The organism is Nostoc paludosum FACHB-159 (assembly GCF_014698835.1).
Classification (GTDB): domain Bacteria; phylum Cyanobacteriota; class Cyanobacteriia; order Cyanobacteriales; family Nostocaceae; genus Nostoc; species Nostoc paludosum.
Genome location: NZ_JACJTU010000060.1, coordinates 1 through 20,575, shown reverse-complemented (window position 1 = coordinate 20,575; position 20,575 = coordinate 1). Strand labels below are relative to the sequence as shown.

At 40.7% G+C, this 20,575-nt stretch carries 16 protein-coding genes, 1 rRNA gene and 1 pseudogene; 12 read left to right on the top strand and 6 right to left on the bottom strand.

Annotated elements, in window-relative coordinates; all coding sequences use genetic code 11:
- Nucleotides 1-224: 224 nt before the first annotated feature.
- On the top strand, nucleotides 225-785 hold the full coding sequence (locus H6H03_RS33660; protein ID WP_190959370.1) for a PEP-CTERM sorting domain-containing protein: 561 nt from the start codon (nucleotides 225-227) through the stop codon (nucleotides 783-785).
- Between the two features lie 58 nt (nucleotides 786-843).
- Here H6H03_RS33660 and H6H03_RS33655 read toward each other — a convergent pair whose 3' ends face one another.
- Nucleotides 844-3,204 (bottom strand): PhoX family protein, encoded by a 2,361-nt coding sequence (locus H6H03_RS33655; RefSeq protein WP_190959369.1) that lies wholly within the window; start codon nucleotides 3,202-3,204, stop codon nucleotides 844-846.
- A 317-nt stretch (nucleotides 3,205-3,521) separates the two neighbouring features.
- Nucleotides 3,522-3,755, bottom strand: a pseudogene (locus tag H6H03_RS42155) (IS630-like element ISAva6 family transposase); the annotation flags it as partial.
- On the opposite strand from H6H03_RS42155, the gene H6H03_RS33650 reads away from it, so the two are divergent.
- Nucleotides 3,659-3,919 carry a hypothetical protein gene (locus H6H03_RS33650; protein ID WP_190959368.1) on the top strand — a complete coding sequence of 87 codons (261 nt, stop codon included), beginning with the start codon at nucleotides 3,659-3,661 and terminating at the stop codon, nucleotides 3,917-3,919. The pseudogene H6H03_RS42155 and the gene H6H03_RS33650 sit on opposite strands and share 97 nt — an antisense overlap.
- A gap of 172 nt (nucleotides 3,920-4,091) precedes the next feature.
- Here the strand turns inward: H6H03_RS33650 and H6H03_RS33645 are convergent, their stop codons facing one another.
- The gene (locus tag H6H03_RS33645) at nucleotides 4,092-5,336 is read right to left on the bottom strand and encodes a tetratricopeptide repeat protein (protein WP_190959367.1); all 1,245 of its coding nucleotides are present in this window, start codon (nucleotides 5,334-5,336) and stop codon (nucleotides 4,092-4,094) included.
- Between the two features lie 1,487 nt (nucleotides 5,337-6,823).
- Between H6H03_RS33645 and H6H03_RS33640 the strand changes: the two genes are divergently transcribed.
- From H6H03_RS33640 to H6H03_RS33620, 5 genes are all read left to right on the top strand, one after another.
- The gene (locus H6H03_RS33640) at nucleotides 6,824-9,262 is read left to right on the top strand and encodes an endonuclease MutS2 (RefSeq protein WP_190959366.1); all 2,439 of its coding nucleotides are present in this window, start codon (nucleotides 6,824-6,826) and stop codon (nucleotides 9,260-9,262) included.
- Between the two features lie 798 nt (nucleotides 9,263-10,060).
- Nucleotides 10,061-11,761: a sensor histidine kinase gene (locus H6H03_RS33635; RefSeq protein WP_190959388.1), complete on the top strand. Its 1,701-nt coding sequence runs from the start codon at nucleotides 10,061-10,063 to the stop codon at nucleotides 11,759-11,761.
- Nucleotides 11,762-11,971: 210 nt separating this feature from the next.
- Nucleotides 11,972-12,493, top strand: a complete 522-nt coding sequence (locus H6H03_RS33630) for a DUF937 domain-containing protein (protein ID WP_190959365.1) — start codon at nucleotides 11,972-11,974, stop codon at nucleotides 12,491-12,493.
- Nucleotides 12,494-12,748: 255 nt separating this feature from the next.
- Nucleotides 12,749-13,303, top strand: coding sequence for a pyridoxamine 5'-phosphate oxidase family protein (locus H6H03_RS33625; RefSeq protein ID WP_190959364.1), 555 nt, complete (start codon nucleotides 12,749-12,751; stop codon nucleotides 13,301-13,303).
- Nucleotides 13,304-13,533: 230 nt separating this feature from the next.
- Complete coding sequence (locus tag H6H03_RS33620; RefSeq protein ID WP_190959363.1) at nucleotides 13,534-14,043, top strand: GNAT family N-acetyltransferase; 510 nt, start codon at nucleotides 13,534-13,536, stop codon at nucleotides 14,041-14,043.
- Between the two features lie 193 nt (nucleotides 14,044-14,236).
- Here the strand turns inward: H6H03_RS33620 and H6H03_RS33615 are convergent, their stop codons facing one another.
- Both H6H03_RS33615 and H6H03_RS33610 read right to left on the bottom strand, forming a co-directional pair.
- A complete protein-coding gene (locus tag H6H03_RS33615) occupies nucleotides 14,237-14,527 on the bottom strand; it encodes a hypothetical protein (protein ID WP_190959362.1) in 291 nt (96 codons plus the stop codon).
- A 6-nt stretch (nucleotides 14,528-14,533) separates the two neighbouring features.
- Nucleotides 14,534-15,148, bottom strand: a complete 615-nt coding sequence (locus tag H6H03_RS33610) for a class I SAM-dependent methyltransferase (RefSeq protein WP_190959361.1) — start codon at nucleotides 15,146-15,148, stop codon at nucleotides 14,534-14,536.
- Nucleotides 15,149-15,472: 324 nt separating this feature from the next.
- On the opposite strand from H6H03_RS33610, the gene H6H03_RS33605 reads away from it, so the two are divergent.
- From H6H03_RS33605 to arsS, 5 genes are all read left to right on the top strand, one after another.
- Nucleotides 15,473-15,760 (top strand): Mo-dependent nitrogenase C-terminal domain-containing protein, encoded by a 288-nt coding sequence (locus tag H6H03_RS33605; protein ID WP_190959360.1) that lies wholly within the window; start codon nucleotides 15,473-15,475, stop codon nucleotides 15,758-15,760.
- Between the two features lie 193 nt (nucleotides 15,761-15,953).
- Nucleotides 15,954-16,628 carry a response regulator transcription factor gene (locus H6H03_RS33600; RefSeq protein WP_190959359.1) on the top strand — a complete coding sequence of 225 codons (675 nt, stop codon included), beginning with the start codon at nucleotides 15,954-15,956 and terminating at the stop codon, nucleotides 16,626-16,628.
- A gap of 196 nt (nucleotides 16,629-16,824) precedes the next feature.
- Nucleotides 16,825-17,793 carry an arsenosugar biosynthesis arsenite methyltransferase ArsM gene (gene arsM / locus H6H03_RS33595; protein WP_190959358.1) on the top strand — a complete coding sequence of 323 codons (969 nt, stop codon included), beginning with the start codon at nucleotides 16,825-16,827 and terminating at the stop codon, nucleotides 17,791-17,793.
- 247 nt (nucleotides 17,794-18,040) lie between these two features.
- A complete protein-coding gene (locus tag H6H03_RS33590; RefSeq protein ID WP_190959357.1) occupies nucleotides 18,041-19,000 on the top strand; it encodes an inorganic phosphate transporter in 960 nt (319 codons plus the stop codon).
- Nucleotides 19,001-19,039: 39 nt separating this feature from the next.
- Nucleotides 19,040-20,047 carry an arsenosugar biosynthesis radical SAM (seleno)protein ArsS gene (arsS, locus tag H6H03_RS33585; RefSeq protein ID WP_190959356.1) on the top strand — a complete coding sequence of 336 codons (1,008 nt, stop codon included), beginning with the start codon at nucleotides 19,040-19,042 and terminating at the stop codon, nucleotides 20,045-20,047.
- Nucleotides 20,048-20,472: 425 nt separating this feature from the next.
- Here arsS and rrf read toward each other — a convergent pair.
- A 5S ribosomal RNA gene (gene rrf / locus H6H03_RS42295) occupies nucleotides 20,473-20,575 on the bottom strand; the annotation flags it as partial.

The following is a 20,575-nucleotide window of genomic DNA, read 5'->3' as shown; positions in this document are numbered from 1 at the left end:
GAACTTTGCTGTCAACAACTGTTGATAATTAAGCTTCAAATATCAACATAATCTGCTGTAAATATTAAAATAAGTTTACACAAGGTTTATATATAGCTAACGAACTTGAAGATTTAACTAAGATCATCTTTTGTTTATTATTTCTTAACCTATACACATTGGTTCAAAGCTTATTTAAGTGAAATTACACAATTATTCATTTTTGAGCTTTGGAGCATTTTCTAATGAAATTAGCTAAAGATATTAGCGTTGCTGCTTTTGCAGTTGCCATCTCAGTGGCTGCTGTTGCTAAACCAACACAAGCTGCTTTGGTTAATTACGGTTTCACCGTGAATGCGACATCTGGCGATAATCCCGGTCAATATTTTGGCTCTTTTCAGTATGATGACTCGACCTTAACCGGAATAGGTGAGGAAACTCTAGGGGTTAGCAATGGATTATCGATTTTGTTTAACTACTTGGGTACTCAGTATACAGAAACAAGTGATTTTGATTACCCAATATCTCCCGCAGTCAGATTTACAAATGGTAATTTATCAGGATTGAGTTATTTAGTTGAAGATCAATTTTTTATTGGTAACGATCCTGGTAATCCAAATACAGGGGGAACAAAATTTTATAGTATTCTCAGTGCTGACTTGTTATCTACAACAGAGGTGGGTACAGTGACCTACACTAAGAGTACACCAGTACCAGAACCGATGACTGTTGGTGGTATAGCGATCGCTGGTGCTATGGCGTTGGGGATGAAGCGCAAGAAAAAAGTATTTGGAGGAACAAACTAAAGTTAGCGTGAAAATTAACGTAGAGACGTTAAATGATAACGTCTCTACATTCATATTATTAAGTAAAACTACCAGTAGGATTCTTACGTTTGATGCCAATTACAGATGGTTTGGGAAGCCCTTTAGGTTGAGCCTTACCACCGTCATTGCTTGAGATGTTACTTGGCCAACTACTGCCACGAGGTACAGTACGAGCCTGATTAAATGTAACACCATTCAAATCCAGTAATTCAATCTCGCGGCTGAGTATTGTTCCGTCATTAATCGGACAATTTTCACCCGGATGCTGTACGGAAATAATTAGAGTATCTCCAACAAAAGTTGGGCCTGTCATCTCACAACGCACTGGCCCATGAGCAAAAGGTATTACCTCTCCGGCATGACTACCAGTAGTAGGAATGTAGAATAGCCAGTTATTACCGAAAACCCCGGTAAAGGAAGAAACATTACCACTAACTGCGTGATTGATGGTAGTTGGAGTTGCAGCAACACCAAGGCCAAAACCATTGTGAGTATCGGTAGACATATCCGTCACACCCCAAATATTTGCCTTATTATCGAAGACTAGGTTATCTACATTGGCAAAACCAGCACCAGAAATCGATCCGGCTTCTCCACCTTGGGCGAATCTCTGCCATTTAAAAGTTAGGCCTGTACCATCGGCACTATCTTCAATAATCTTGTATAGTCCTCCAGATTGTTGAGTCGCGTTAGGATCTGTACTTAACTTGGCAACTTGGAAAATGCGCGAATCTGGATAACCATCGCCTCCCGGCGCACCATCAGTATAGGCAATGAATACTTCTTTGGTAGTTGGATGTACTTCTATATCCTCTGGACGTGCGGTGGGAGTACCGCCGGCCAAGTTGGCTGCTAAGAAAGCATCAACGAGGATAGCACCTTGGGAAGTGTAGAAGTCAGATAGTTTCTTACCTTGATAAGCAGGTAATATTGTTGCTTCATTGGTGCGATCGACTGGGAGGGAACCACCATCTGTGGTTTGACCTGCAACACCATTGCGTTTTGGTAGTGGTAAAAGACCATTTCTTTGAGCCGAACCCAAAGCGGCAAACTCCACAGAAGAAATCACCGATGGCGGAATGGGATTGGTGGGAGTGTTTAAATTTAAGGGTATCCATTGGCCCGTACCATTTGGATTGTAACGGGCAACATATAAAGTACCACTTTCCCACAAACTACTGTTGGCTTTACTGGTTGGTGAAGAAATAGTACCTGCACTGACAAATTTCCAGGTGTGTCCCCCACGTCTGTCATCACCCATGTAGGCAATTAATGGCTTTTTAGCTTCGGCACGGATGGCGACGTTTTCATGGCGGAAACGACCTAACCAAGTATGTTTGCGAGGGCGGAAGTTTGGATTAACGGGATCAATTTCTACAATCCAACCGTATTTTTCGCCAACTAAGCCGAAGGTTTTACCTGTAGTTCCATCGGTATAACCTGTTTGAGTACCATTAGGGTTAACTGATTCTGTGACACCAACGAAAAATGCCGTACTTCCTTGAAAGTTTTCTTCACCACTTAAAATAGTTCCCCAAGGAGTTGTACCGCCAGAACAGTTATAGGCAGTGCCAATAATTTTGTTACCTAGTCCATCAGAGGAGAGGTTAAACACTTGGGTGGCCGCTGGGCCAGTTCCGATTAAATAGTTTTGGTCGCCTTTTTGGTAGCTGCGACTTCCCCAAGAAGTAACGTTTTTATATTCATCAGTTCTTTGGCTATTAATTCCCAACCCAGAAAGACCGTGAAGGCGGCGGTTTCTCGGATCGCCTTTAACCACAGAATAACGGTTATTAGAATTACGACTGGAGATCCGGACGATGGAACCGCCTAAGTTATATAAAGCTTCGCCGTCAAATTCAAGGCCTCTGGTGGTAGGTAAAGCCCAGCCAATTACTGATTCAAAAGTGGTAGGCAATCCTTTAACATCAGCTGGAGCTTCCGGTACTAGATCGGAAAAAGGAAAACTGACGTATTCGTGATTGACCCACAAATAACCGATGTCATTGGTTCTACCAAGGGGTATAAAACCTGTATAATCGCAGTTGTAGCCGAAATAATCATCGCTGTTGGGAAATACGCGATCGCCCCAGCTGACAATTACATAACGTTCGTACTCTGGTGGCACTACCACGTCATCAAGTACGTTGTAGCTATTTAACTTCGCATTTGCAGATGTATTGATTACCTGTCCCTGACCAATTCCAGTTGGCAAGAAACTTTTCTGCTGTTGATAAACAGGTAGCGTATGGGGTAAGCGCACTGGTGTAAAGCTCAGTGGCGTATTGTTTGCTCCTGCAACATTAGAAATACCATCTAGAATGGTGTCTCCCAACACAGCAGCACCAGCACTGCCAGCAAAAAAGATTAAAATTTGTCTGCGACTGAATGTAGACACTAAACTCTCCTCTCTTGTGACATAAAAAATCTCGTAAAGGCAAATCTTGATTACTGACAGAAAAAGCCATCAATTCTTGACGTGAAATGCCACAGTTTTTGAATAGTCAATAACCTGTTATTAACAAAAGCTTGTTTGCTATTTAGGTCAATTAACTAGACAAAAATTTTTCAGTTTGTCATACAATCTAATGAGCAAAAATTAACGCTAGGTTATATCTTGATTAATAGAAATTTATTCTCTAATTGACTTAAATCTTTATTGTCTAGGAAATTTAAAAACATGAATTCATATCATGTCCGGGTAATTAGTTACGATTAAGCTCCAATCTGAAGCCACCAATGAAAACCCGTTAACCGGTGAATTAAATCTTGCTGTTGAAGTAAAGATTGACAGCGATGAAATAAGACACCCTCTAATTCAATTCATGAAGTGTATTAAAAGATTGATTAAATTGCTTCATCCACTAGCGTCCACAGCCTTTGTGCGGGCTGTAATTCAGGTGACGGAGATGGCAAAAATGTTAAATGTAGCCCTTGGGAAATCTCTAAGATGTCTGGCTACACTAATTCGTTTGGGCATTAGTCATCTTTGCACTCGCTACTTTTATCGTAAGCGATTACCCGGACATCATATGAGAGGATGGGGAAGAAACAGGGGAAAGAATTCTTCCCACACTCCCCACGCTTACCCCTCCCCAATGGCCAGTCCCTAGTAGTCTGCCAAGGAAACTTTGCGTTGTGGTCAGCAGAGGAGCAAAGGGGCAGAGGGGCAGGGGGGCAGGGGGGAAAGACTTACTGCAAGTTTCTCCCCTGGTCCATTGCTTGCCTCCACATAGCAATTTTGGGTTGGTACACTACTAGTCACCAGTCCCCAGTTCCCAAAACCTAATAAGCAATTAAATCGTTGAGGGCTTCTTTAGCCTCAGCATTTTCTGGATCTATTTTTAATGCTTCTCGAAAAATCTTTGTCGCTTCTTGTTTTGAGCGATCGCCAGATTCATCATAGGCGATCTCTTTGCCTAGCTTGATGTAAAGTTCAGCCATTTTGCGGCGTGGAATCGCATTTGCCAAGGACTGATAAAATTCCATCACCTCACTAAACCCTTTTTGTTTGTAAAGTAGCATATTGACACTTGAGCAGGTGTCATAGCTGCCTTCACCAATGTTGACTACCTTTTGACAAATTGCCAGGGCTTCATCTAAATTTTCTTGTTCAACTAGTGCTTGACTGAGTTTGTTGTAGTAATAATCACTACCATCTTGGGTAGCGGCTTGGCGATAAAAACCGATCGCTTCTTCGTATTTTTCTTGGATCGCCAGCACGTCAGCTAAGTCTACATATGTTGAAGGTTCAGGTTTGATTTTAATTAGTTGGCGGTAGGCTGCGATCGCCTCATCGACAAAGCCACGTTGTAATGATAATTCAGCTAACTTTTGATAATAAACTTCATCTTCAGGGTTATTTTTACTCCCTTGACGATAGATGGCTACTGCTTCGGGATATTCGAGGATTTCACCTAGCTTATTGTAAGCGTAAGGAGACCAATAACCACTTTCATCAACTTTTAAGACTTGGCGGTAAGCTGCGATCGCTTCTTCTCGTTTGCCTGCTTTGAATAGGGCTTCAGCTAAAGTATTGTAATTATATGCTTCAGGCTTAAGTTTAACTGCTTGGCGGTAAGCAGCTAGCGCTTCCTCTGTCTTGCCGATTGCGATTAGCTGGTTGCCTAAATTTGTATACGTGGTATCATTTTTGCTATCTAATTTGATAGATTCTCGTAAGGCAGCGATCGCTTCTATGATTTGTCCCTTTTCTGCCAGGAAATCCCCTAATTTTAGGTAAACCTCGGCATCGGGAGCTAGTTGCAAAGCTTGGCGATAAGCAGCGATGGTGTCTGCAATCTTGCCTTGGTAAGATAATATATCTGCTAGTTTGACGTAGGCAGAGGTATTCTTGGAATCGCGTTTAATCAAAGTCCGCCAAATATTAGCGGCTTCTTCATAATTTTTTACTTCCTGTGCAGATGAGGCTTGTTGTTCCAACTCCTCTACCGTTTGTGCCACACTAATTTGAGGAGCTAACGCCAAACCTAAACCTAACAGCAAAGGCAATATTTTCCAGCTTCCCATAGAGTTTCTGCTTCAAATAACTAAATCAATATTCAAACCAAGCCTAATCTCAGTATTTAAGTTTGTAATCAGTAAAACTTACGATACTGAGGATATTTGGCTCAAATATGGCAAAAACAAATCACAATCAGCCTACTGCTTCTTGATACTGGCGATCGCGCATTTAAAGCAGCATCATCTCTTTTCGCATTGCTTGTTGACGGTTGACAGTTAACCGTCAACAGCTAACAGAATGAGTGACTGTGCAATTTAGCAATGGCTTAGTTTTAATCCTCTTTTATTACTCTCATTAGAGAATATTTAGAGTTGATTTTAAAATAGGATTTTTTAGCTTTTAAAAAAATTTAAGCTTTCACTTAATTTTTCTTTCTTGAGATATAAAAAAATTAATTTTCATGCGATCGCTAGAGAGAAAATTGTATTTTTCAACACGATTTAGGACAAAAATTTAGCATTATTATTTCTTAATAAATTGTCTATTGCCTTGAATTGTAAGGAATATATCTTAACTTCCTTCAGTTTTTTTAATTAATTGCTTAACTGTCTTAACTGTCCTATCCTAACTGTCTTTTTAATTAATTGCTTAACTGTCCTTGCATTTTTACTAAAAATATGAGAATTTATTTCTGTATCGGAAAAGATTGACTAACTAAAAGCTAATTAATCAATCTTATTCTTGATATTTAAAACTTTTCGTAAGAAGAAAAATAAAACTACAACAGATTGCAAGTTAATAGAGTGCTATAAGTACCCCGCTTGCCCTGTGTACATCTCTCCTTTCTTAAAAATTAGGGTATACACAAGTCTTTCAGAGTTGCCCCACAGGCTTTTCATCCCCCCAAACGCTCTAAAAAACGGGGACAAAAACTTTTTAAAATTCCCCTTTTTAATGGGAGATCGCACGATGTCTTGCATTGTGTGAGAGCAATGCGTATGCCCTAGCTTCTTAGTAAGAAGAGGGCTAGAGAGGGGTGTACTCCAAAACAAAGAGTAGCGAGTTAATTTTTTCATAGAGGTACTAAACAGAATGGCAGAAAAATTCAGCGAAATTCTTTTAACTAATGCAGCAGAGAGCGTAACTATACATTTGGTTGGTGAAAAGGGTAATATACTCGCCGGTGGCAATGGGAGTGAGGGTGATGTCGCCCTACTTAGAGGTTGTTTTAAAACTTAGGTAAGACCTCAGCCAATTGCTAGTAAAATTCAAGGTTTGAGGTATTTACAGGACAGCAAAATAGCCTTTTAAAACATATTTTAAATATTGAGCCACGTTGCACTAACACAGCGTGGCTCAATATTTAAATGTATAAAAGTTAACTGCCAACCGTCAACAAACAGCCAAGACGAAAAAATGTGCAACTTAAATGCGCCACAGCTTACTTATTGAGAGCGCCTTGGCATCAGTGAACATCTGTATTTTATCCTTTAAGATTTAGCCATCAAGGGGCTAGAATTGTTACCATAGTTTCAGATTAGACTTTGAAGCCTTGATCCAATCTGAAACCTTAGAACTATTAGAATGGCATCGTCTGTGCCAGCACCTTTCCACCTTCGCGGCAACTAAATTGGGTGTTATAGCCGCGCGTCATCTGAAAATACCTGATTTTCAGGCAGAAAGCGAACAGTTATTAGAGCAAACCAAAGAAGTCTATCAGCTGGAAAGTCGCCTGACTACAGGACTGTCATTTGAGGGAATTCAAGATATTGGTGATTCCCTAGAACGGGCAGAACGCAGCGGAATTTTGGCAGGAGATGAACTTTTAGCGATCGCCACCACCTTGGCTGGTGCAAGAAATTTGCGCCGTGTCATTGACAATCAGGAAAATTTGCCAATACTCACTGATTTGGTTGCCGATTTGCGGACTTACCCAGAACTAGAACAGGAAATTCACCGCTGTATTGATGAACGCGGGCAGGTAACCGACCGCGCCAGTCAAAAACTCGGCGAAATTCGCACAGATTTGCGGCGATTACGCACGCAAATTACCCAAAAGCTGCAAAATATAATACAAGCCAAATCTGGCGCAGTTCAAGAACAGATTATTACCCAACGGGGCGATCGCTATGTAATCCCCGTCAAAGCACCCCAAAAAGACGCCATCCCTGGTATCGTTCACGACACCTCCACCAGTGGTGCGACGCTCTACATCGAACCGAATTCTGTAGTACCTCTGGGCAACCAACTGCGGCAAATTATCAGGAGAGAGCAAGCAGAAGAAGAAGCAATTCGCCGCGCTTTGACGGAGCAAGTAGCCGCAGTCAAACCAGATTTGGAAAGGTTGTTAGCAATTGTCACCACTTTAGATTTAGCAACAGCTAGATCTCGGTATAGTTACTGGTTAGGAGCCAACCCCCCGCGATTCATCCAGCCGCAAGAAAATGAAATGATTACTTTGCGGAACTTGCGGCATCCCCTGTTAGTGTGGCAGCAACAACACGAACAAGGTCAGCTAGTAGTTCCCGTGGATTTACTCATCAGTCCTCACATTCGGGTAGTGACGATTACCGGGCCAAATACAGGTGGTAAAACTGTTACCCTAAAAACTCTGGGGTTAGCAGCATTGATGGCCAAAGTGGGTTTATTTGTCCCCGCCCGCGAACCAGTGGAAATTCCTTGGTTTGACAAAGTGCTGGCAGATATTGGCGATGAACAATCTTTACAGCAAAGTTTATCGACATTCTCCGGGCACATCCGGCGGATTAGTCGGATTTTGGAAGCATTGGAGACTGGGGACTGGGAACTGGGGACTGGGGATCGAGAACTTCCTAATCCCCAATCCCCAATACCCAATCCCCAATCCCTAGTTCTACTCGATGAAGTCGGTGCAGGTACCGATCCAGCCGAGGGTAGCGCCCTGGCGATCGCCCTGTTGCAATATCTCGCTAATCACGCCCAGCTAACTATTGCCACCACTCACTTTGGCGAACTCAAAGCCCTGAAATATGATGATGAGCGGTTTGAAAATGCCTCTGTAGAATTTGACGAAAGTACTCTCTCGCCTACTTACCGTTTGTTGTGGGGGATACCAGGGCGTTCTAATGCTTTAACAATTGCGCTGCGCTTAGGATTAAAACCAGAAGTGGTAGAACAGGCGAAAAGCCAAGTAGGAGAGGCAACAGATGAAGTTAATCAAGTAATTGCTGGGTTAGAAGCCCAACGCCGCCGCCAGGAAACTAAAGCTGCGGAAGCTCAAAATTTGTTGCAGCAAGCGGAACGTTTGTATAAACAAGTATCTGCTAAAGCTGCGGCCTTGGAGGAAAGGGAAAGCAGTTTGCGGGCTTCACAGGAAGTAGCAGTGCAACAAGCGATCGCCCAGGCAAAAAATGAAATTGCCCAGGTGATCCGCCGCCTGCAAAAAGGTACGCCCACAGCCCAAGACGCCCAGCAAGCAACTAACGCATTAAATCAAATTGCCCAGCAATATCAGCCAGCAACCCCAGCAAAACCAAAACCTGGGTTTATGCCGAAAGTAGGCGATCGCATCCGCGTTCCCAAACTGGGACAGACAGCAGAAGTGTTAACCGCACCTGACGCCGATGGAGAATTAAGCGTTCGGTTTGGGCTGATGAAAATGACTGTGAAGTTGCAAGATGTAGAATCTTTAGATGGGCAAAAAGCCGAACCAGTCGTCAAACCTAAACCAGCCCCAGCCGCAGTCACACCACCACCGCAAAATGTCCCGGCAATTCGCACCTCGCGAAATACTGTTGATTTGCGTGGTAAGCGGGTAGCTGATGCGGAATTGATTCTCGATAAAGCTATTTCGGAAGCTACAGGGCCAATATGGATTATTCACGGGCACGGAACTGGTAAATTGCGCCAAGGCGTCCACGCCTTTTTGCACCAGCATCCGAGAGTTAACAGCTACGAAGCCGCAGAACAAGCAGATGGCGGGAGTGGTGTTACCATCGCCCAGATAAATTGAACAAAAATAAAAGCGATTGCACCTTTGGTTGATGCTAGGAGCGATCGCTTTTACGTTTTCAATAAATTGGGGTTTTGATATAAGTAGAACAGCGTAAAAAACCAAAATATGTAACGAAAAGTAAAGTTTTCCAAAAAGCTCTTCCCTTCAGCATAGCTGCCCTCTGCCTCGTGCCTTGTCATAAGGACAATTTTCAACACCGACCTACTTAGCAGGTAATATCATGTGCGTCTAAAGACTTATCATTTAGAGGACTCTTAGCTGGGGGAAAAGGCTTTTGGGATTTTTGCACAGATGCGGTAATCATAAGTCATTAGCTGAACATGGTATAAAAGGGAACAACAAAATATTTGATTTTCAAGATATCCAAATTATTCTCGCTGGTGAGAGGAGCAACAGCGCAGATTTCAAGAACAACTCAGCATTGAGGTTATTCTCAAGGAACGTTAAGCTACAAATGAACCTAATGCTCGTGTTTGAGATTGGTTTCGGGATACTAAAGGCAAAGTGGAGCGTATCTATGAGCCAGATACGCAACTAAGGGATTTTGAAAATGTACGTTTAACATCTCCTTGGGAAATTGAGAGTGTACAGCTGTACGCCCTTAAATTATACTTTCAGTATTTTTAACCAGGGTAGAAAAAGCAACTTTTGATAAACTAAGAGCGCATTTTGTATCAAATTTGCTTTTACTCACCGCATTTCTCCGAAGTGACTTTTGCAAAAGCCGACGCTGGTGATTTATCTCTTTATTTCCCTACTCCCCACTCCCTAGTTAATTCAACAACGAGTTATACCATGACTGCCACGCCTAAATTAAAATACTCTAACTGGGTTAAACAACTATTTCACCAGCTAAGTATTCGGCAAAAAATTGTTTGTGGGTACGGACTAGCTTTAGGAATTGCAGTTTTGGGTACAACAGCAGGATTGGTAATAGGCGATCGCTATTTCCAACAAGCTAGACAAAAAATGGTCTTGGCAGATGAGGAAGGAAGCTTGTTAAGTACTTTACAAGGAGAACTGTTAGAAATACAAATTCACCAGCAAGAAATAGTGCCTTTTTTACAGCAGCCACAAGCTTTGCAAAGAGGGATATCTAATTTTAAGACCGATTTGGCTGAAGCCGAAACATTGCTTTCTCAGGCACAAGAATTTAGCCAAACCCATTTCCAAGCAGATTTACACCTTTTGCTGATTAAGCATGATAACTCGATAGCCGTGTATTTTGAGCGACTGAGGTTGCTAATTCGACAAATTTTGCCATTAAGTTCCCAGCCACAAGGAGCGTTAAAAGCTCAACAATTAATCTCGAAATTCAGTCAAAGTCAGGATGCTTTGAAGTTTTATCAATTTGCCCATGAGTTAACTGAGTTTGCCAAAACTGTTCAAGAAGATCAAAAGGAAGTTGATATAGCTCAAAAAAAGGCTGGGTTAATACAAGCTCAGATTATTATTAGTAGTATGCTGTTCTCAGTGGCGATCGCAGCTATCCTTGCTTTTTATACAAGTAGTATCATCGCCCGACCCATTAATGCAGTTACAAAGATTGCCCAAACAGTTACCCAAGAAGCCAATTTTGATTTGCAAGCACCTATAACTACAGAAGATGAAGTTGGTGCATTAGCTAACTCTCTTAATCAGTTGATCCAACAAGTGAAGCAGCTTTTAGCAGAACAACAAGCCGAGAACGAAGCAAGGCTAATTCAAAGTGAGAAAATGTCTAGTTTAGGACGGATGTTGGCTGGCGTGGCTCACGAAATTAATAATCCTATAAATTTCATTTCTGGCAATCTCGTACATGCAAAAACTTATACTGACGATTTATTAGCATTACTGCAAACATATCAGGACGAAGTAGTTCAACCTTCACCTACTTTGCAAACTTTAGTAGAAGAAATTGATTTAGAATTTTTATTAGAAGATTTACCAAAACTCTTTAACTCAATCAAAATTGGGGCTGACCGCACACGAGAAATTGTCCGTAGTTTAAAAGATTTCTCTCGCTTAGATGAAGGCGAAGCACAGTTATTAGATTTACACGCTTGTCTAGAGAGTACATTATTAATTTTGAACAATCGCCTGAAAAATGGTATTAGCCTTGTTCGTAACTATGGAGAAATTCCAACAATTCCAGGCTATACAGGTTTACTTTATCAGGTATTTATGAATCTTTTAAGTAATGCCATCGATGCTGTAGAGGAAAAAGCAGCCCACAATCCACAATTTTTACCCGAAATTACTATTATCACAGAACCCTGTCAAAATAATTGGGTGATAGTAAGAATTGCAGATAATGGTTGTGGTATTTCACCAGAACATTTGCACAAAATATTTGAAACCTTTTTCACCACTAAACCACGAGGGATTGGTACTGGTTTGGGGCTAGCGATCGCATATCAGATCGTGGTAGAAAAACATCAAGGTAAAATCAGCTGCGAGTCTGAGTTGGATAGAGGTACAGAATTTGCTATCACTCTGCCAATTTCTCGCATCTAAGCACAGACATACCACCTACATTTTTCCACCTTGGGGTACTAGTATTTGAAAGCTGATTTCTTCATAATAATCAACAAAACCTAGAGACGTACCAGTGCTACGTCTCTAGCTGTGTGTCAAAATTTCTTGCACTCAAGAGTCATCATTCATCAGTCAAGACTATTTTCCAGCTACTTTTAGGTTTTTGAGAACAAAGGGAAAAACAAACTTATGGGACTTTTCGATCAAATTCTCGGTGCTGTCGCTAATCCCAATCAACAGGGTAGCTTAGGTCAACTAGGAAGTATTATTAACACTGTAAATCAACTGAGCGATCGTACTGGTACAGATCCTTCTACCATCCAATCAGTTTTGTCAATTGTGGGTGGTCAAGTTCGTTCGGCTTTACAACACAAGCAAGCCACAGATGGTAATGAAGCCGCACAAACTCTAGTTAATGAATATGCTGGTACTTCTCCCAACCCCCAAGCAGTTGATTCGTTATTTTCTGCTGGTATACAACAGCAAGTAGCTGAAATTGCTGCTCAACGCACAGGGTTAGATGCTGGTATAGTTCGACAATTGCTGCCTTTAGCAGTACCTTTAGTATTGAATTTTCTCAAATCAGGCGCTAACGCTCAAAATCCCCAAACTGGCGGGAATCCTGTACTCAATTCCTTCTTAGATACTGACGGCGATGGTGATGTGGATATCGCCGACGCCCTGCAAATGGCCAGTCGTTACATAAAATAATAATACTTCTCCCCACTCCCCACTTCCCTCATCCCCCCCACTCCCTACTCGATACAGATGCGATTAATCGCGTCTCTACGCGCTTCCTACTCCCCACCTCCCTTATCCCCCACCCTGTGGGAAGCTAAAGCTACATCTTCCCACTCGCACAAGAACCTCCTTGTCATCAGATATTGGCAAATAGGCCTTGCTAGATTCTTAGCTTGGACATAGGCTGAGAACATGAGGAATTTGCAAATAGAAATCACACATTCTATGGCTAAATTTTTTGAGTGTATTACTGAAGAACTGCAAGGCTTTATTAGTGCCCAACACATTTTTTTTGTTGGCTCTGCACCGTTAAGTCCTACAGGTCATATTAACCTGTCTCCTAAAGGTTTGGATTGCTTTCGCATCCTTTCTCCTAAGCGAGTAGCTTATATAGATCTTACAGGCAGTAGTAACGAAACTTCCGCGCATTTAGAAGAAAACGGGCGAATTACTTTCATGTTTTGCGCTTTTGAAGAACCTGCTTGTATTTTGCGCCTTTACGGTCAAGGAAATACAATTTTACCGACTTCTCCAGAATGGAACTCACTATACCATCTATTTCCAGAAATACCTGGAACTCGTCAAATTATCGTCGCTGATATCCAACGAGTACAGACCTCTTGTGGTTTTGGTGTACCGCTCTATGAGTATCGAGGTCAGCGCCCAACTCTAGTAAACTGGGCTAGTAAAAAAGGCGAACAGGGAGTTAGAGAATATCAACAACAGAAAAATCTGGTCAGTCTTGATGGTTTATCCACTCCCCTGAGTAAATTATTTTAATGTTGACAAAAGCAGGTTTGAAGCAGGGTTTGATACTAGGTTAACTGAGATAATATTATTTACTTCGTAAGCACTAATACCATTTTGGATTTTGGATTTTAGATTTTGATTTTGGATTGGAAAAAATTTACAGGGCAAGCTTTTGGTGTTGTAATCATTATTCAAATTGGTATTATGTGGCTGCTTTAATTGTAAATAAAATTAACTTTGGCAAGTTCGTATGATAAAAGATGATCGATTATTCTATTTGTCCACTGACACAAAAAGATGAGTCTTTTCTCTGGCAAATGCTTTACGAAGCGGCGCATCTGAGTAAGGAAGGTAATTTGACAGTGCAGGATGTAATGAATCATCCTGATTTAGCAAAATATGTCAAAAATTGGGGAGAGAAAGATGATAGTGGCTTTGTTGCTATTTTAGAAAGTACTAATCAGCCAGTAGGAGCAGCATGGCTGCGTTTATTGACAGGTGAAAATAAAGGATATGGTTATATTAGCGATCGCATTCCCGAATTAGCAATAGCAATTCTCCCTGAATATCGAAATCAAGGCATAGGCACACAGCTACTCAAACATTTATTAACAGCACCCAAAACATCTTATCCGTCAGTATCCCTCAGCATTAGGGCGACAAATCCTGCCCTTGGTTTATATAAAAGATTAGGTTTTGAAGTTGTCCTCGGTAGCGAAACAATTAACCGAGTTGGCGGAATCTCTTTGAAGATGAAAATTGATTTATGAAAAAAGAATTCAGGAGTCAGAATTGAGAATAAATTGAAGTACTCAAGCCTGAAACTATAGATCCCCCCTAGCAGTAGCCTCTGTCTTGCCGCTTTGCGTTTACGTCCCTCATATATGGCGCACCTTCATACAGAATTGGTATAAGTCCTGAAATTTTGGATTTTTTTGCATCCGTGGATTCATGCGATCGCCATCAGAAATTGAAGGGTGCGCTAGCGTTTAGTGTAATGCACCCTTGTATCTTTTGAAAAATCAAAAGTAGTCCTATATACTTCTTTGTAATCAGAAAACTGGCTTGTAAACTAACTTCTGCGACTTTTAAAGCAGCTTTTGTGACTTTTAAAGCAGCTTTTATGACTTTTAAAGTAACTTTTGCGACTTTTAAAGCAGCTTTTGTAACTTTTAAAGCAGCTTTTGTGACTCTTAAAGTAACTTTTGCGACTTTTAAAGCAGCTTCTACGAGTTTAAAAGCAGCTTTTTTCAATAGATTTCATGAAATTTTTGTAAAAATTGTTAGCAACACAGGTCCTAACAAATAATGATGACTCAAACACGATAGCCCAGCAGAGGAAGCTAGAACCTGACGTTGATTAGGGCTGTAGAATCGAATCCCACGGGGAGAAATTGGCAATAGTTGAGGTTCTGCCTGTTTTTTAGAAGTAAAGTCAACCAAATAAAAGTATCCACCGGGAGAAAGTACCCGTGCTATTTCACTAACCACCTGTTGAGGTTCCAAATAATGCAAAAAGCTGATAGTGCTGAAAACAGCATCAAACTGACCCTCAGCAAAAGGAAGAGACTCAGCTTTACCCTCAACAAAAATCAAGCGTGGATGGTGGTGGTTGGTCAGTCTTGCCATCCGCAACATATTACTAGATAAATCTAATCCGGTGCCCCGCAGATTTGGGAATTTAGTGGCAAGGCGTCCAAGTAAGCGTCCAGTACCACACCCAATATCGAGTATATTAGCTCGTTCTGGTAAATTGACGTACTCTAGCAAGCGTTTGTGGATGGCTCGATAAAACACCGAAGGAAACAGCCAATCGTAGCTTGGCGCCCAGCGATCGAAAAGGAACTTTTTGTTATTCAGAAAGTCATAGGTCATTAGCTTTCGCAGTTTACCTAAAGCCCGATGCTTTTTGAAGGTAAGTGGCTGCGCCTCCTTTGAAGTTGGTTAACTATAGCTTTGCAGTCCGGCAATATCTAGCCTAACGTTTGGCAAAATACTTATGCTCACCTCGGCAAATTATCTGGAATTTTGGCAGTTGAATGTGTAGTTAACAGTGTTCCTAGAGAGTTTAGCTATGTCTAATGGAAAACTAAAAAACCAGTGATCGCTGCATAAAACTATTAAACCCCACCGTATGTATTCATAGAGGTTCAAATAAAAGAAACCCAATTTATTTTAAAAATATCAAGGAGAGTAATTATGTCAAGCTTTATTCAAATCCGGTTACACAAAGATCTATTACACCCAGTCCGCGAGTGGTTGGAAACCTTAGAAATTCATAACTCTAAATTGGCCCATTTCCTCTGTAAAGCTATTCCTGCTCAGTGTCCATTTGAACGAGATATCACTGTGTTTGGTCGCAAGCTATTTCACATTCCACCAATGTGTAAATTAAATCCTCTGTACGAACAAGTTGTTGGATTGCGTTTTAGAGCGCTCTGTTATCTTGCCGATGAATGCGGTGAAGATGTCACAGCCTATTGTTAATAGTTAATGGTATCGTTGTTTGATCTAGCAGCTATCGGTAATTGCAGATTTACGGTTGTTACTCCCTCAGATTTATACTAAGCTAGCGTACACCTAATTAGATGTCTGGCTATTTAGTAGCTGACACCTCGAAGACAGTGTTTCCAAACCGGATTGTTGCTTACCGTACCCTGCTGAAATCATTAACATCATCATGACGCACATCTTACTGATTGAAGATGAAGTCAAACTGGCACGATTTATTGAATCCGAGTTGAATTATGAAGGTTATCAAGTTAGCATCGCCTACGATGGATTAACTGGACTGACCGCAGCACGGGAATTGCATCTAGATTTAGTGATTTTAGATTTAATGCTGCCTGGTTTGTCAGGGTTGGAAATTTGCCGTCGTCTGCGAAGTATTAGTAATGAAGTGCCAATCATATTACTATCCGTCAAAGATGAAGTGAGCGATGGCATTGCAGGCTTAGACGCTGGTGCTGATGATTACGTAGTTAAACCCTTCAGCATTGATGAATTATTAGCCAGAGTCCGCACTCACCTGCGAAAAAGACATCAAGCAGACACCGCAGATATTTTAGAATTTGAAGACTTGAGTTTAAATCGTCGCACGCGCCAAGTGTACCGATGTCAGCGGTTAATTGAATTAACGGCTAAGGAATTTGATTTACTGGAATATTTTCTGATCCATCCGCGACAGGTAATTACATGCGATCGCATTTTAGAAGAAGTCTGGGGTTACGACTTCATGGGTGATGTCAACGTCATCGACCCTTATATCCGCTACCTACGGCTAAAACTTGAAGCAAATAACGAAAAGTGCCTGATTCAAACCGTCACAGGTGTTGGCTACACATTGTGTGATTAGCGGACATTGAGCATTTGTCACCCGTGCTTCCTCTGCCCCCTATTTCCCCACTCCCAGTTTTAAATAATTCAAAAACCCAAATTTTTCTATGTTAGGAGAATTTGGGCTTTTTGGCAATCTCAGCAACAACTCATGCAACTGGGAATTAATTATATTAGGATGCACAAAGCTGTCATCATTAAAAATCTCAAATGGCATGACCTATTTAGAAACAGCAGCGCAATTTTACCGCGAAGTCGCCCAAACCCCAGAAGTTGGACTTTGTTGCGTGCAAAGTACACCCCTGCAACTACCAGGATTAAAAATTCCTTTGCCAATGCAGGAAATGAACTATGGTTGTGGTACTACTGTTCACCCGACAGAATTAGCAAACCAGCCGACTGTGCTGTATGTTGGTGTTGGCGGTGGCTTAGAAGCTTTGCAGTTCGCTTATTTTTCCCGTTATGCAGGTGCTGTAATTGCCGTTGAACCAGTTGCCGCTATGCGAGAAGCCGCAGCACGCAACCTAGAAATTGCTGCCCAACAAAATCCTTGGTTTGACACCAGTTTTGTAGAAATCAGGGAAGGCGATGCTTTCAACTTACCTATTGCTGATGCTACCGTCGATATTGTCGCACAGAATTGTCTTTTCAACATCTTTGAACCAGAAGATTTAACTCGTGCTTTAAAAGAAGCGCATCGGGTATTAAAACCAGGTGGACGCTTGCAGATGAGCGATCCAATTGCTACTCGTTCAATTCCAGTACATCTCCAGCAAGATGAGCGACTCAGAGCTATGTGTCTATCAGGAGCGCTTACCTATGAAGAGTATACTGAACAAATTACAAATGCTGGCTTTGGTCAAGTTGAAATTCGTGCGCGTCGTCCTTATCGTCTACTAGATTCTCAGACTTATAATTTAGAAGAAAACCTACTTTTAGAAAGTCTGGATTCTGTTTGTTTTAAAGTTGCGATTCCAGAAGATGGCGCTTGTATTTTCACAGGTAAAACAGCAATTTACGCTGGTTCTGAACCCTTCTTTGATGATTTAGCAGGTCATTTACTTCAACGAGGTATTCCCGCAGCCGTGTGCGATAAAACTGCTGGTAAATTAGCAGCTATTAAGCCAGGAGAAATAATTGTTACCGATTCCACTTGGCATTATAGCGGTGGTGGTTGCTGTTAATTTTTTAATAATTTAGTTGTCAGGAGGAGCTAGTGGCGGATAAGTAGGGTTCTGACACCACTTGCTATACTTTGGTAACGCTGCCACCGAAATAGCAGGGAAACCCGTTTAACGCAGTGGCTCCTCAAGTAGAGCAACTGCCGTTCACAATTCAGAATAATTCTGTGCGCCTGAAAAAATGAATGTAAAACTTTAATATTTGACTAATAACATTCTGAATTACAGCTTCTTATTTAGAAATCTTAAAATGTTGTTAATTAGTTTATTTTTAGCTACGCTTTTTTTAGCATATTCTAATGGCGCAAATGATAATTTTAAAGGTGTGGCAACGCTATTTGGTAGTCGGACATGCAGTTATCAAACAGCAATTTTATGGTCAACTTTTACAACTTTTGCTGGTGCTGTGACTGCAACTTTTTTAGCAAGTACATCAATTAAAATTTTTTCCGGAAAAGGATTAGTGCCAAATGCGATCGCCAATGCACCAGAGTTTCATTTAGCAGTGGCGATCGCTGCTGGTTTAACTGTACTCATTGCCACTTTCATGGGATTTCCTATTTCCACAACTCACAGTTTAATCGGTGCTATTGTTGGTGCTGGATTAGTAGCGATCGGACTCAAAGTTAATTTTGCGGCTTTGGTAGCTTCTTTTGTTTTACCTTTGTTTTTCAGTCCAATTATTGCTATTTTATTAGGAGCACTAATTTACAGTTTATCTAGTTATATCAACTACAAATATAACTTACTAATAAGCCAGAAAATGATTCATACTTGTCATTTTATTAGCGCTGGAATTATTAGTTTTGCTAGAGGGTTGAATTATACCCCCAAGATTGTGTCGCTGATTTTGATTATTGAGTATTTTTCGATTCAGGGAGCAATGATTACCATTGCGATCGCAATGGCACTTGGCGGCTTACTCAACTCCCAAAAAGTAGCAATCACAATGAGCGAAAAAATTACCTCAATGGATCGTACTCAAGGATTATCAGCAAATATAGTAACGGGAATTCTATTGATTACAACTAATCATTTTGGGTTTCCAGTTTCCATCACTCACCTTTCAGTTGCTTCTATCTTTGGAGTTGGATTGATTGGTAAAAAATCTAATATTCATATTTTTTATCAAACATTTTTATCCTGGATTTTAACTTTACCTACTGCCGCAGTTCTTGGTGGAATAACCTACAGATTACTACAGGGCTAGAAATATTAAATAGATTTTAGTCGTCTTTAAGGAGTAAGAATGCAAACTCAATCAACAAATACAATAGATACATCTGTAACGCAATTTAAACACAAAATTAATTCTGGTTTAACCAAAAAAAGAATTACTGTTTTACAGATTAATCTTGGTAGGCGCTGTAACCTCGCTTGTACGCACTGTCACGTCGAAGCTAGCCCAAAACGTACAGAAGAACTTGCCCCAGAAATTTGTGAACAATTGATTTCATTAATTCATAGATTTCCAGAAATAAAAATTGTGGATTTGACTGGTGGTGCACCCGAAATGAACTATGGATTTAAACCTCTGATAGAAGCAGCAAAGTTAACGGGTAAGCAAGTAATTGTCCGGTCTAACTTAACCATTTATTTTGAAAATGGTTTTGGTCATTTACCAGAATACTTTGCTAAACATCAACTAAGAATTGTGGCTTCCCTTCCCTGCTACTTATCAGATAATGTTGATAGAATGCGTGGTACTGGTGTCTTTGATAGTTCAATAAAAGCTTTGCAGTGGCTTAATCAACTCGGCTATGGGAAAGAGCCAAACTTAATTTTAGACTTGGTATTTAATCCTCAGTTACCTACAGAGAGAAAATTTTCTTTAGCTCCAGAACAGAGCGACCTAGAACAAAACTACAAAAAGTTTTTAAAAGAACATTTTAATATTGTATTTAATAACTTATTCACCATTACCAATCTGCCAGTTGGTAGAACTAAAATGCATTTAGAACGAAGAAAACTGTACACCAGCTATTTGCAGTTTTTAGAATCGCATTTTAATCCTAGTACCATTGAACATTTAATGTGCCGCGATGAACTTTCAATTGATTATCTAGGTAATGTATATGATTGTGACTTTAACCAGATGATGAATTTGCCAGCGAAAACCAGTAACGGTGAAACCCTGACAGTTGCCAAATTGCTAGAAGCTGGTAGTTTAGACTTAATTAGTGAAGTGCAAACTGCTGCTTATTGCTACGGTTGTACTGCGGGCTGTGGTTCCAGTTGTAGTGGTGCTTTACTCTAAAGCCAGGAAAAATGGCAGACAATTAAAAATTGCAACTACTTCAACTCATAAAAGGACAATTTTGTTACAAATTACGTTACGTATGTATCGCTAATAGTCCAATAGATTTATAATGATAATTACTTAAGTCTCCTTACACCACACTAAAAAGCCGTGAAATTTTCTAAATTTACACGGCTTTTATTTTTTGATGAGACCTATCGGCAAATTAAAAACGGGAACCAGTATTAAAACATACAGCAAAATTTTCTCTAAAATTTTCTATTTGCCCTCTGGTTCCTCAAAAATTTGTAAAATACAATTCTCTCACATTAACACTGGAACACTCGAACTGGAACATAGCTGATTGATGCAAATACTAAATAGAGGATAAACAAAAACCCCCAAGCATTGAAGTGTGCAAGGGGGTTTGAGTTAGATAATAAACCTGGCATCGAGCTATTTTAGCGTAGGGCAACCCCTAAACTATCGTTGCCGCAGCAGCGTTTCACCTCTGAGTTCGGGAAGGGTTCAGTGTGGTTCCACCGC

Coding starts and splice junctions, on each gene's coding strand:
- H6H03_RS33625 (WP_190959364.1), top strand. CDS start 12,749: ATGGCTAAATTTTTTGAGTGTATTACTGAAGAACTGCAAGGCTTTATT.
- H6H03_RS33610 (WP_190959361.1), bottom strand. CDS start 15,148: ATGACCTATGACTTTCTGAATAACAAAAAGTTCCTTTTCGATCGCTGG.
- H6H03_RS33600 (WP_190959359.1), top strand. CDS start 15,954: ATGACGCACATCTTACTGATTGAAGATGAAGTCAAACTGGCACGATTT.
- H6H03_RS33635 (WP_190959388.1), top strand. CDS start 10,061: ATGACTGCCACGCCTAAATTAAAATACTCTAACTGGGTTAAACAACTA.
- arsS (WP_190959356.1), top strand. CDS start 19,040: ATGCAAACTCAATCAACAAATACAATAGATACATCTGTAACGCAATTT.
- H6H03_RS33630 (WP_190959365.1), top strand. CDS start 11,972: ATGGGACTTTTCGATCAAATTCTCGGTGCTGTCGCTAATCCCAATCAA.
- H6H03_RS33620 (WP_190959363.1), top strand. CDS start 13,534: ATGATCGATTATTCTATTTGTCCACTGACACAAAAAGATGAGTCTTTT.
- H6H03_RS33645 (WP_190959367.1), bottom strand. CDS start 5,336: ATGGGAAGCTGGAAAATATTGCCTTTGCTGTTAGGTTTAGGTTTGGCG.
- H6H03_RS33605 (WP_190959360.1), top strand. CDS start 15,473: ATGTCAAGCTTTATTCAAATCCGGTTACACAAAGATCTATTACACCCA.
- arsM (WP_190959358.1), top strand. CDS start 16,825: ATGACCTATTTAGAAACAGCAGCGCAATTTTACCGCGAAGTCGCCCAA.
- H6H03_RS33590 (WP_190959357.1), top strand. CDS start 18,041: ATGTTGTTAATTAGTTTATTTTTAGCTACGCTTTTTTTAGCATATTCT.
- H6H03_RS33660 (WP_190959370.1), top strand. CDS start 225: ATGAAATTAGCTAAAGATATTAGCGTTGCTGCTTTTGCAGTTGCCATC.